The organism is Bacillus sp. Marseille-P3661, assembly GCF_900240995.1.
In the GTDB taxonomy this organism is placed as follows: Bacteria; Bacillota; Bacilli; order Bacillales; family Bacillaceae_J; genus OESV01.
Map to the genome: position 1 here is coordinate 80,182 of NZ_LT965956.1, position 13,006 is coordinate 93,187.

9 protein-coding genes are annotated in these 13,006 nt (G+C 35.9%); 7 read left to right on the top strand and 2 right to left on the bottom strand.

Translation table 11 applies throughout. The annotated features are described in order from the left end of the window. The first annotated feature begins 51 nt into the window (after window positions 1-51). From C1724_RS19490 to C1724_RS19510, 5 genes are all read left to right on the top strand, one after another. Window positions 52-723, top strand: a complete 672-nt coding sequence (locus tag C1724_RS19490) for an NAD(P)H-dependent oxidoreductase (RefSeq protein ID WP_102348446.1) — start codon at window positions 52-54, stop codon at window positions 721-723. 300 nt (window positions 724-1,023) lie between these two features. After that, complete coding sequence (locus C1724_RS19495; RefSeq protein WP_180994356.1) at window positions 1,024-2,352, top strand: DUF2399 domain-containing protein; 1,329 nt, start codon at window positions 1,024-1,026, stop codon at window positions 2,350-2,352. Next, the gene (locus tag C1724_RS19500; protein WP_102348448.1) at window positions 2,325-3,743 is read left to right on the top strand and encodes a hypothetical protein; all 1,419 of its coding nucleotides are present in this window, start codon (window positions 2,325-2,327) and stop codon (window positions 3,741-3,743) included. Before C1724_RS19495 ends, C1724_RS19500 begins: the two co-directional genes overlap by 28 nt. Continuing rightward, complete coding sequence (locus tag C1724_RS19505; protein ID WP_258000484.1) at window positions 3,694-4,419, top strand: hypothetical protein; 726 nt, start codon at window positions 3,694-3,696, stop codon at window positions 4,417-4,419. The genes C1724_RS19500 and C1724_RS19505 overlap by 50 nt, the downstream gene beginning before the upstream one ends. Continuing rightward, window positions 4,416-7,616: an AAA family ATPase gene (locus tag C1724_RS19510; protein ID WP_102348449.1), complete on the top strand. Its 3,201-nt coding sequence runs from the start codon at window positions 4,416-4,418 to the stop codon at window positions 7,614-7,616. Before C1724_RS19505 ends, C1724_RS19510 begins: the two co-directional genes overlap by 4 nt. A gap of 279 nt (window positions 7,617-7,895) precedes the next feature. Here the strand turns inward: C1724_RS19510 and C1724_RS19515 are convergent, their stop codons facing one another. Continuing rightward, entirely contained in the window at window positions 7,896-8,627 is a 732-nt protein-coding gene (locus C1724_RS19515) for an EAL domain-containing protein (protein WP_102348450.1), read from the bottom strand. A gap of 643 nt (window positions 8,628-9,270) precedes the next feature. Beyond that, the gene (locus C1724_RS19520; RefSeq protein WP_102348451.1) at window positions 9,271-10,653 is read right to left on the bottom strand and encodes a Glu/Leu/Phe/Val family dehydrogenase; all 1,383 of its coding nucleotides are present in this window, start codon (window positions 10,651-10,653) and stop codon (window positions 9,271-9,273) included. A 262-nt stretch (window positions 10,654-10,915) separates the two neighbouring features. Here C1724_RS19520 and C1724_RS19525 point away from each other — a divergent pair, with 262 nt between their 5' ends. Beyond that, window positions 10,916-12,265: an FAD-dependent oxidoreductase gene (locus tag C1724_RS19525; RefSeq protein WP_102348452.1), complete on the top strand. Its 1,350-nt coding sequence runs from the start codon at window positions 10,916-10,918 to the stop codon at window positions 12,263-12,265. A gap of 251 nt (window positions 12,266-12,516) precedes the next feature. Further along, window positions 12,517-12,972, top strand: a complete 456-nt coding sequence (locus C1724_RS19530) for a DUF3237 domain-containing protein (protein ID WP_102348453.1) — start codon at window positions 12,517-12,519, stop codon at window positions 12,970-12,972. Window positions 12,973-13,006 lie beyond the last annotated feature (34 nt).

Below are 13,006 nucleotides of genomic sequence, written 5' to 3' on the forward strand. Positions count from 1 at the left end.
ATGTTCGAACCCCAAAAGCAATATACAAGGAAAAGGAGACTTATTAACAAAATGAACCATGAAACCAAAAAAAATGAAATTCTTCAAGCGTTTCGTTTTAGACATGCGACCAAAGAGTTCGATCCCACTAAAAAAATCTCTGATGAGGATTTTAACTTTATTTTAGAAGCTGCAAGACTTTCGCCAAGCTCGGTAGGATATGAACCCTGGAAATTTGTCATTGTTCAAAATAAAGAATTACGAGAAAAATTGCGAGAAGTTGCATGGGGAGCACAGGGGCAGTTGCTAACTGCAAGTCATTTTGTTGTAGTACTTGCAAGAACCATTAAAGATACTAAATATGATTCAAGCTATGTTAAGAATCAAATGTTAAACGTTAAGAAAATTCCAGAAGATGTGTTTGAACAAATGAAAATTAGATATAAAAGTTTCCAAGAGCACGATCTTCACCTTCTAGAAAGTGAACGAGCCATATTTGACTGGGCATGTAAACAAACTTATCTTGCATTAGCAAATATGATGACTGCTGCAGCATTAATTGGAATTGACTCTTGCCCAATTGAGGGCTTCGATTTTGATAAGGTACAAAAGGTGCTAATGGACGAGGGTTTACTAGAGGATGGACATTTGGCGGTTTCTGTCATGGCAGCCTTTGGGTATCGGATAAGAGAGCCACGTCCGAAAACAAGAAAAGATTTGAATGATATCGTGCAGTGGATTTAATAAATAAGTTCGAAAAATCAGGGAAGGTTCTTAGTTTATTCGTGAGAACCTTCCCCGTTATATTTTTAGCGTTTCGAATGAGTATTCGAAATTTGGGTTTTACCTCAAAAGTTTCCCCTTTAGTTTCCTAGAAAACTACTACCTTCTTAAATTCTGCAAATTTAAGGTTATGCCATATCCCTCAATCTCTTGATATTGAGTCAACCTGATTTCGGCTTACTTCCAATCTTTTTCCATATACCCTTCTACCATTTATTTGCTAAAATTAAACTATAGATTATGAATAGAGGACTGACAATATTGAATACAAGTTTGCTAGCCTATCTAGAAAATAATATTTTAAAAAAAGGTGAAGAATTAGAACTTCCACATCTTTTTAACGAACAACCTAATTCAATTATTGATATTCGAATTATAAAGCGTTTAGAAACACGAATTAAACTGGTTGGCCTTATTAGTTGTTCCACGGAGAATTTTGACGAAGAGGACTTAATGGCTCCAGATGACCAACTGTTGAAATTGACGATCAAGAAAAAGTTACATGTAAATGATATCTCTGAAACACTTGCGTTACCTTGGACGGATGAAGGCTGGCTCGTAAAAGAGCTGCGTTTTATGAAAGATAGCAGAACAGTTGATCGTGTATTTTATCGGATGGGATACAAGTTATATTGCTACCAACGTAAATTACAGCAACAGAACGTGAAAAATATTGAAGACGCAGTTGCTGAGTGGAAGAAAAGTACGGCTGATATTTTATCAAAAAAAACTAGAATTTCATTTATCAATTTAAATAAAGAATTAAAAGCTCCATTAATAGATTATCTTTCTACCATTCTGAGAAAAGAACATGACGTGATGAATGATCTTCCTCATATTCCTGAAAAATGGCCGATTAAAAAGAAACTAAAGTTCCTACACTTTTTAACAGCACTTGTTCAATTAACAAGGCTAAAAGCTGAATTCGACTGGAAAGAAATTGGTGCCCAATATTATCAGGAAATTGGTGGCTCGAAGGAATTTGATAGTTATAAGGATGAATTTATTGCGCAACTAGAGGAAATCATTCAAAATCCTGTAGCGACGCTTGGCTTGATAAGTTTAGGTAAAATTACGCCGCTCTATTTTTCAGGACAGCTGACAGGGACGTATTCTGAATATAAGTATGGTCCGGTTCACGCTCTGACAGATTTAGCGATTTCACAAGAAAATTATCAATCATCAGCGGAGACACTATGGTTGGTCGAAAATAGAGCAATTTTAACAAGAATTTCGGCTGAAGCTCATTTTTTAAAAGAAAATCAAGCTTTAATAGTTTGTGTGGACGGGCATCTGCGTTCATCACATCGACAATGTCTACTGCAGTTTACAAAGAATAGCGGATTTAAACAAGTGATAATTTGGACGGATTATGACCAAGACGGTTTGCAAATTGCGAGTGAACTTACTCAAGCAATTTCGGAACATTATAGAGGGAACGTAAAATGGATTACCCATGATCTTCAGGTGGTTAAAACATGGGAGGATTATGAAAGTAATATGAATCATTTTTTACGGACAAAGAAGATGGAGCAGGAACAAATTCTTGGGAGTGTGGCGGATTGGAAAAAGTGGATTCAACTTCAATAGTATCAATATTTAATGCTGAACCTTCGGCACCAGAAATGTTACAGGCAATGAAGGATATTTCCTCACTATCAGGTGTATTAAGTGACCTCGGTTCCCATACTTTTTATCAATCCCCGATCGAAATTTTACGATTTCTGCGGATCATTCAGCTCATTAATGAAGAGGCTTTAGGACTTGATGAGAAAATCGAGAATGCAGAAACACTTTATTATCGATATCGGAATCGTTATAGTGATCCGGAGGCTCCATCAAAAAAGAAGGTCGAACAAATTGTCAACATACTCGCGAAGTATAACTGGATATCTAAGCATACACGATTAATTAAAATGCGAGATGTGGGCAAACGGATGATGGATGTATTAATTCGTTTAGCTAATGATTCGCTTGCATATCATATGCATGATGATATTGGTCGCTCCCTTTTTCAAGCGAGACGGGATGCGGAAATTAGTGAAGCGTATGATGATAATGGAATTTCAGGTGGAAATAAAATTGCTAGTATGATTAAAAATGTCGATGATGCGATTCAGCTTATGAAAGAACGAGAGCTTGAAATGCTAGCAGACCGCAATGCTCTGCCACAGCTAGAACTAATTCATGAATTAATGAAAGACCTTGATGCAAAATTGCAAGAGCGTTTTCGACAGTTTCAGACGATGGAAGAAAGTCTTGTGTTAACCGATCTAATGCAAAGAGGGACGGCTGTTTTAGCAGAAGGAACAAATCTAAGTTTAGGAATGATTAATAAGTATTTAAAATTTACGACGATGCAAAAAACGCCGCTTTCTTCAAAAATTCAGCCAGAGAAAGTGCGTGAATATATTGTTAAAATGTTTGATCCACCGCTTGAATCTGACGTGCCAAATGTTTACCAATTGTTAAGTTTCATGGAACAAAATCAATATGAAGATGAGGCGGTCGACGGTATATGGATACCCGTTAAGTTTGCAGCGCCGATTTCAGCTACTGCCATTGATGAGGCAATAACATATATCGAGGAGTATGAGCCAATAACAGACAAAATTGTTGAAGAAGACGAGGTCCCGATCTTTGAAACGAATGAAATCTCACAAGATGATTTAGATGAATTAATGCGAGAATCGAACTGGTTATTAACGAAAAATATGATTGAAACGACTAAAATTGAAGAGTTTTTAGAACACCGTGAACAAACTCCTTTAGAAGAGCTAGTGATTCTAGCAACTTCTTCAGAATGGAGCGATGCAGTCAATGCACTTACTGCGATTTCCGCATTAGTAGGAAATAAGAAAGTAACGATTGAAAAATCGACTGAGAAAAAAGAGTTGCCAGTCTATGAACGAAGTTGGGAGTGGATGAATGATGACGATCGAGCCAACATTGTCCGAAAACGAAAAGGAAGAAAAAAATAAGGAAGTAGGGAACGAACATGTAGCTAACGCCAACCCATTGTACGCGCTGCAAGCAATCAAGGGTGTGTTAACAGAGGATGAAGAACTTACGTTTATGAATATTATGTTTTCTTCGTCTGCGTCTGTTCGTTCTGGAAATTTTGGATTATCACGGAGAGAAGTTGAAAAACAACTTAATATTCAAGGTGATGAAGAGAAGTTTTACTCATTTTTAACAAGAGTTAATCAAGCTGTACCGCGCTATTTTCAGTTGATTTATGATGATCGGAGAGACCAAGTCGTATTTATGATGAGGGTGCCTGCAAGAACTGCGCGCAGTACGTTAAATAAGGAAAGTCTCTCGATCTTATTATATATTTTCTATCAGCAGGAAGTTCTGCAGCATGAATTTACGACATTAGATCAGCTGTTGGATGCGTTCGGTCATGAAACAACAAAAGCAAATACTAGAATACTAGCAAATATTGATCCACTCAAAAAGATTGGCGCAATCGAAGAATATGATACAACTTCACAGGAAAAAGCTTATCAATTGACAGCGATTGGCGTAAACATGTTTTCTGATTCGTTTTTGAGACGAACAGTCGAATTCAGTCAATCGACGCAATTGAATAAAGAAGAAGTCTTAAAATTTTTCCGTCGCTATAATTATATTCAGAAAGGTGATCAAGAATGATACCTTGGCGTTTAACTTTTATCGGTATTCGTGATTATGCCCCGACATTAATCGATCTGTCGGGAGAATACGAGCATGTGATGATCACCGGGCCGAATGGGGCAGGCAAGTCAACGATAACGTTTTGCATGGGTGCGGTGTTATATTCATCAAAAGTAGATTTAGAAGGCTTAAAATCTCGCAATCTCCCTAGTGATCAAACTTGGAAGTCCAAAATAACCTTACTATTTAAGAATGGTGGCAATATGAAAATAGATGCGCCGCCATTTATTGAATTTTCCCTAGTGATTATACAAGAGCCTGGCCAGCCGATGAAGAAAGAGTTTACGATTGCAACCGGTGAGGAAATCGATCAATGGGATGAAACTATTAAGTATACGTCCGGCGATCGCTTATATAACTTTTCTGCGTATCGGCATGCCTTACAGTATAAATATAAAATTGATCCTGATTTATTTTATTTAATTTGGTATCAGCAAGAAGTAAATCAATTTGCGATCATGAGCCCTGAAGAACGGTTTCGTATTTTCAGTGAGATGCATGGTATTGATAAATCACAACGAAATTGGGAAGAAAGCATTGAAAAGTTAAAAGATACTGAGGAAACCTTACAGTATGCAGAAATAAATGTGAAAGTAAAAAAACAAGAATTAAGTGTGAAAAAGAATGAACTTGATCGCTATAACGACAATCAAAAAAGGCTTAAAGAAGGTGCCAAACAATATATGGGTGCATTATTAGCACTAGAAATATTGCACAAAAAGGGCATCGAAAGTGATCAAAGTATTCTCCAACAATTAAAACTAGACTATGAACACACCTTCCAAACTAAAGCTGAAACAAAATCAGAAGCTGAACGTAAAGGCGAAGAAAAACTAGCGTTAGTAAAATCACGTAACCATCTTAATATTCAATTACAAGTTATTGAAAACAAAATTATCGATATGCAAAAGGATGTTGTACATTTAAATGAAGAAATTAATAGTTTAGAGGAAGAGTTGAAAACGACAACAGCGAAGAAAAATAAGCTGACAAGAACAGAAGAAGAAGTAAAGCAAGGGTTATCGATCCTTTTACATCAACAACAGCAGACTGTTCTAGATTTACAAAATAATGAAAAGTTATTGCAAGGTAATAAAGAAGAGCTAAATTCGACGGTAGAATTGAAAATAAAATTAGAGCACGAAATCAAAGCGAATACAGAGCTAGAGATGAAGTATCAAGAAATCCTTCATATTTATAAGAGCAGCCATGCTGTGACAGAAAGAATAAATCTACTAGAGAATCAAGTTGAAAAATTGAAGGATATGAAACATAGTTTAACCATTCAGTTAAATGAATTAAAGGCAGAACAAGACATTTTAAGTGAAAACCGTGTACTTTCATCACGACAAGTTGAATCACTTAAATTTTTCAAAAATAAAAATATTAAAGCGTATCCGCTGCGTGAGTTGATTCAATTAGATGCCGATGCAACACTTCATGATGAGAAACTTTATAATACTATTAAATATACGATTTTTTTTGATGGAAAAGACATTATACCACCGAATGATTTGTACCATGTGCCATTAAAGGGTGTCATTCCAGATCGTTCCGTAACAAAGCTACCAAAGCTACATCTACAAATTAAAGACAATTTATTCTACGATGTGATTCCGCTTGCTATGAAGGCTTTATGGTGGGTCGAGCAATTTTTCAAAGATCATTCATTTAAAATTAAAAACGAAACATTATATGATGAAATTGGTCTTAGAGGAGCGCAGGAGAAAGAAGGCTATATTCTTAGTGAAAAAGCTTTGCGAACTCGGAAAGAAAAAGTGGCTGCATTGCTTAAAGAAAAAAGTGCCGACAAAGACCTGTTAGAAACTGACATTGACTCAAAGACAAAACAAGTCCGTGAGTTGAATGGTGTGATTCAGTCTGTGAAGGAAGCAGAAGCGTTTATAACGATGGAATATGAACGTGAACAATTGAGTCGGAAATTAGATCAAGCGGTAGAAAAAGAGAAGGATTATAAATTACAAATAGCAGAGCAGGAGAGAGAAAAAGATCGCTTGAATCGTTTACAGATTGAACAACAATTATTAGATAGAGAGCTAAGAGAAGAAGAAATGATCTACCAAGAGCTTGGTCAAATGAAAGAAAAGTTTCAGCTGCTTACAAGGTTTCAAAATCAGTATACAGATATGCTTAAACAGATATCACAAATGAAAAGCCAACGCGGAAAATTAGATGATCAATTTGACAAAGTGAATCGAGACATTAAAATCATTGAACGAAACATAGGTGACGTACAAGATTTGTTAGAAAGTCAGGCGCGGGAATTATCCGCTATAGACAAACAAATAAAAGATACAAATGATCGAATTGAATCTAGCCAACTTAAGCTTGTTCAATATATCGAAGAACTTTCTAATCTCAAAAATGTTCATGAAAAGTTGTATTCATTATTAATAGAAGATATCGAAATTATTCCTTCTGACTCAGTCCAACAACTAATTGCGATTCGTCAAGATGGGTTTGTAAAATTTGAGCACGCGATCCATGAAAGGGTCGATCCCGCAGCCCCTGATAATTACGCTGCGGTAAAGGCTGAATATGATCGATTAGATGATGATTATAAACGGACTAAAATTTTACTTGAACAAGATTTGGAACGAACCGAGCAGCTAAAAGATCATTTAGAGAAGACTGTAAATATGCGTGTATTAGAAATTCAACAACGCTTTAAAACTTATATGGCTAAGTTCCAATTTGAAGGAGAAATTAGCTGGGAATCGTATGAGGATAAACGAAAGCGTACGCACTTTAAACTTTATATTAAAGCCCGTAAAGAAGGTCATCGTGGGATCATGGAGGATGTAAGTGTGAAAGCTAGAGGTGGAAAAGTCGGTAAAGGTGTGTCAGGTGGAGAAGAATCATTAAGTTCACTGCTTTTTGCCTTAGCACTTCTCCAAAACTTACAGACTTCACCAGGTTTTATCGTGTTAGACGAATTTGACAGTGCACTGGATGAAAATCGTAAATCAAAAGTGTTCGATTTATACGTTCAAGAATTACAACGTAAATTAATTATACTAACTCCGAAGTCACATGAAGACACATACTTGAATCGGTTCAGAAAAGCCTTTGTTGTACAGCATGATCCAACCAAACCGAAAAGTGAAGTGATTGGATTAATCAAGACAGATTAATGTGGAAGTGGTAAGTTTATTTGTCAGTTATATTTTTTGAGGAAGGGACAGAGTGATAATCTGCCCCTTTAATTTCAAGGGTTCTGGATTTTAAATAAATAACCGGACTAGTGATACCTTATGAATGTCAAAAAGAACATTTTAAAAGTATGGAGGACAAACGTTGCGCTGATATGAAGAAATGAATGTATTTTTAGATAATTAAAATAAATAAGGTATTCAGTAACCAAAAGGCCCCTATTAGTGAAAATAGGGGCTTAAATGTCCGGGATTACATTATCAACTTGTCAACGGTCCGGGTTTTCCTAAGTGATACCCCTGTCCCAAGTTAACACCTAGTGTTTTTGCTAACTGAAGATCTTCCTCGGTTTCTATCCCTTCAAGAATTAACATAGAATTTTCTTTACATAGGAAAGCATAACTTTCAACTGTCATTTGCTTTAGTCTGGATTGAGACAATCCCATACCAAAATATTTATCAAGTTTAACAAATTCAGGTTCAAATTCTATGATTTTTTGGTTGCAAGCAATCCCACTGCCAACATCATCAATAGCAAATCGTACTCCTTGGTTTCGGAATTTAGAAATTACGCCTTTTAGCTCTGGAAACCCCCATTGAGTAGACTCCGCAGCATTTTCGCTTAACTCAAAAACCAGTCTATCTTTACTATAGCCAGACTCATTTAAGATCCCATCTATAAACATAAAAAAATCACTTTGTAGTAGTGTAGATGGTAATATATTTATAAATAAGAGGGCACTGCCGTTATTGTTAGATTTGGAAAATGTGTTAATACCGGTCTCTATGGCTATCTTATCAAGCATATTAACTCTCGATTCCTCTCGAGCCATTTCAAACAATTTTTCTGGATTGATCTGTTTTTTTGATCTTAGCAATGATTCATAACTATATAAAAGTTGATCATCTAATCGATAGAGTGGTTGGTAATGTGTGTATAGGTCATTTACAATAACATCAAAATGTTTAGTATTTATTTGAATCTCCTCCAGTTAGACCATATAAATTTATTTTCGAATATAGACTCTACTAAAAAACTCTATATATCATTTAACTATAATTTTAATGGAAGATTTGTTTGCGCAAAGAAAAGGAAAAGGATTAAATTTGAAAATCCATTGAAAAATTATTATACATTATAAAGTGGAAATTTTAAAAATATAGATCATTTGTGACCCGTAACATGTTAGTGATGGAGAAGGAAAGGTGGGGGAGCACTAAAACTTTTCGGAAATTGAGATTGAAATCTATCAAGCATTATTATGTTAAAATTTTCAGTTATCAGTGAAAAAAACATTTCTTATACGTAAAGATATGAATATAGTAACAACTAAAATAAACTACTTTATAGATTATGAAAAATTTGAAAATAAAAAGGCTGTATTCAAGGATAATTATCTCGAAGAAACAAATGCTGGAACCGAAGAGCTTATTTAAATATTTTATGGTAACAATAAGGGTGATTCAGTTTGTAGTATGTGCATTTATAGACTAAACCAAGAGCGGATGTCAATTGAAGACGCATTTATATCTTTTATGTTTAACTTATCCTCATTAAAGCAGTAGAATGATTCTTTTTTATATGCCTACTCCTCAATTCACAACCAAGCAGTAGGCATTTTTAGTTATCGTTTTTTAATAAAGTTTTCCTTGCCGGTATAAAATGGATGATAGTTTCATTACTGCATGGATATAGCAATTTTGTCTAAGTGGGAAGGGGTCGCTAAAAAATTGTGGTAAAACTGTATTAAATGTGGACTTCATCTTATCAAAAAGTAAACTGTATACCTCTTCCTCTGAATAAAATTGCGTTTCTCTTCCCTGCAGCCATTCAAGATAGGAAACAATTACCCCGCCGGCATTGGCGAGAATATCTGGGATTATAAGGACACCTTTATCACTCAAGTATTTATCTGCTTTTTCAGAGACAGGTGAATTCGCTCCCTCGACGATAACTTGTGCTTTTATCTCCGTAAAATTATTTTCATGAATTTGATCTTCAAGGGCAGCTAAGATTAATACATCAACATTCGTAGTCAGTAAAGCATCTCGGTTTTGAATAGTAGCTTTTATATTATGTCCTGCTAAAACTGTTTCATCAGTCGGTAAATCTCTGTTATGTTCTGTCGTATATTTTATTAAAGCAGGGATATCTAAACCATCCGCATTATATAAACATACATTATGGTCGCTGACAGCTATAATTTTGTTTTTTAGATATTGACATTTATAGGCTTCAGCAGCAGCTACCGAGCCAACATTCCCAAAACCTTGGATGGCTAGGGTTAGAGGTTGTTCTTTAAGCTTTAAAGCCGTTTGTACATATTTGTTGTCACGATTTGCGTCAAGTAATGCTTTATTTTCCTGCAAAAAGTTATGGAACAAATAGCGGAACGAAAAATAAACACCTTTTCCTGTAGCTTCTCTTCGTCCCAATGAACCACCATTCATGATGCTTTTTCCGGTAAAACTACCGCGATAGGTTTCGCCTGGATGGATCGATTTATACTCAGCCATCATCCAATCCATTTCACGTTCACCTGTTCCTACGTCAGGTGCAGGGATATCCTTTTCAGGTCCCAAACAATCAGCAAAATAACGAACGTATTTTTCGCAAATTAAATGAAGTTCCTTTTCACTAAAATTTCTTGGATTAATCACAACACCACCCTTACCTCCGCCAAAAGGAACATCGTGAAGAGCATTTTTTAATGTCATTAATTTTGCTAAATTGACGACTTCATCTTCATTTACGGTTTGATGAAACCGAATACCACCTTTATAGGGACCAAGTGTATCATTATGCTGCACCCTGAAAGCAGGAATTCGAATAACTGAGCCATTTTCTAATGAAATTCGTAAAAAGGATTTGTGGACATGATTTGGAGTAGATAGTATCGAAAGTAAGGAGTGAAATGCTTTTTCTCGTGTTTTATCTTTAAGATTTGGTAAAAAGGAGTCATCATCCATTAAAGCATCTAAGGAATGCCTGATAATGTTTTCCATCTTACTTGTCATTTATAACCCTCCATCTAATAAACTTTAGGTAGAAATGTAGACATACGGAAAGTGATCTACGAACATATAGTATAAGCTTATTCACTAAACTTTTGTTTAGAAGGAAAGAAACGGTGAAATTGATTTGATGTGATTTCGGTACTAAAAGCATGTGTGGAATAGCAATAGTTTAAGAGGAACCAACATAAACATGTGACTTTTTCATAGTACTTTCATACTATATAGCATCCAATCTGTATTGGGATTTGAAGGAGGCTATATATTGAATGAAATAGAGCTTACCGGACGGATCGTAACTCCGGGTGATGATGAGTATGAACAAGCAAGAACGAATAATAATTTAAGCAATCCCAAATTTCCGAGGATAATTGTATTTTGTCAGAATACGAAAGATATAGAGAATGCTTTACAGTGGGTGAGGGATAAGCAAATACCGTTCAGAGTCAGGAGCGGCCGGCATAGCTATGAAAATTTTTCATTAGTAAATGGTGGCCTCATCATTGACATTAGTGAAATGAATAAAATTACGGTAAACCGTGAAAAAATGACGGCAATTATTGAAGGCGGCGCCAATCTAGGTCATGTTTATCGTACATTATGGAAGCACGGTACAACAATCCCTGCAGGAACTGAAAGTAGTGTGGGGTTAGCAGGCTTAGCACTTGGCGGTGGGATCGGTATGTTAACGAGATGGTTTGGACTTACTTGTGACAATCTCCTTGAAATTGAAATGGTCTTAGCTAAAGGAACTAGAGGGGCCGAACGAATAATAGCCAATAAGAATCAAAATTCTGATCTATTTTGGGCTTGCCGCGGAGGTGGAGGCGGAAACTTTGGTATTGTAACTTCTTTCACCTTTAAGGTGCATCCTGTTTCGAAGGTGTCTATTTTTTCGATTACATGGGGATGGGAGAATTTTGAAAAGGTATTTAATGGCTGGCAGACTTGGGCAGTTGACACAGATCATCGGCTAACCTCGGAAATTGAACTGAAAACAAAAGAATCAAATCAGCTTACTGTTCAAGGTGAATATGTTGGGAGTGCAGCAAAGTTAAAACATCTACTTCAGCCCTTACTTGATTCGGGTTCTCCTACCGACGTTTTCATAAAAGAAGTCCCCTACATTGAAGCTGTAAAATTTTTTGATGAACCAAGTGGAAATGTGCCCGCTTATCGGAAACGATCAGGTTCCTTTCTAGAAAGAAAGTTCCCAGAAAAAGCGATTTTGATTATGAAGAATTTCTTGGCCAATGCTCCAAACAAAAATGCCACCATTTGGCATCAATCTCTTGGGGGAAAAGCTGCTATGCCTGAATCATTCGATTCGGCCTTTTATTACCGTAACGCCATAATAGCACAAGAATACAATTCTACATGGAATAGCCCCCAAGAGGAAAATCAAAATATTCGCTGGGTCGAGGCGTTAAGGAACGCTTTATCTCCTTATACAATAGGAGATTATGTGAATTGGCCTGATCGAAATATTAGAAATTGGCCAATGTCTTATTATGGTGATAATTTTAATATTCTTCGTAAAGTAAAAACGTCATACGATCCCTACAATGTTTTTCAATTTCCTCAAAGTATCCCACCATATAAAAAGTGGTTATAGGCATACCCCCCCGCGTGTGCAACAGTGGTAGCGCTACGGGGGGGTATTATGTCTACTAAAGTGAATTTAGTTATTAATAGTCTACTAAAGGATAATACAATAAAATTTACAATTATTTGTAGGTTATGTAAAATTAGGAATATATGATTCTAATATAAGTTTCGATGTTTACTGGACGAGAGAGCGGGACTTAATTCTATTAATATTGAATCAAAAAACCTGCAATTAAATTTTTAAGGAGGAGAGAGATTATGTCAATTGAAGTGAAACATTGTTTCGATGTTTATGTTAAGGTCGATCAACCTATTGAGGTTGGTTCTGTTGGATCTGGTCAGAGACGGGTCATTCCAATTACTGGAGGTACATTTGAAGGAGAGTTATTCAAAGGAAAAATACTACCTGGCGGGGCAGATTATCAGATTATCCGACCAGACGGAGTAACCGAAGCTTTGGCACATTATACGCTACAAACAGAAGACGGAACAAATATTTACGTTGTTAACCGTGGCTACAGACATGGACCAAAAGAAATTATAGAAAAACTAATAAAAGGGGAGCAGGTTCCAGCAGATTCCTATTACTTTAAGACTACACCTACTTTTGAAGTGAGTGGGGATAAATACTCTTTTTTAAATAAAAGTATTTTTATAGGGGTAGGTACGAGAAATCCATCGGATGTAAAAATCCAGTATTATGAAGTACTATAAAAGTTGATGACTAGGAACAAGCCTAAATACTTTT

Excerpts from the sequence above, each read along its gene's own strand:
- C1724_RS19520 (WP_102348451.1), bottom strand. The coding sequence starts at position 10,653 with ATGACAAGTAAGATGGAAAACATTATCAGGCATTCCTTAGATGCTTTA.
- C1724_RS19505 (WP_258000484.1), top strand. The coding sequence starts at position 3,694 with ATGACGATCGAGCCAACATTGTCCGAAAACGAAAAGGAAGAAAAAAAT.
- C1724_RS19510 (WP_102348449.1), top strand. The coding sequence starts at position 4,416 with ATGATACCTTGGCGTTTAACTTTTATCGGTATTCGTGATTATGCCCCG.
- C1724_RS19530 (WP_102348453.1), top strand. The coding sequence starts at position 12,517 with ATGTCAATTGAAGTGAAACATTGTTTCGATGTTTATGTTAAGGTCGAT.
- C1724_RS19490 (WP_102348446.1), top strand. The coding sequence starts at position 52 with ATGAACCATGAAACCAAAAAAAATGAAATTCTTCAAGCGTTTCGTTTT.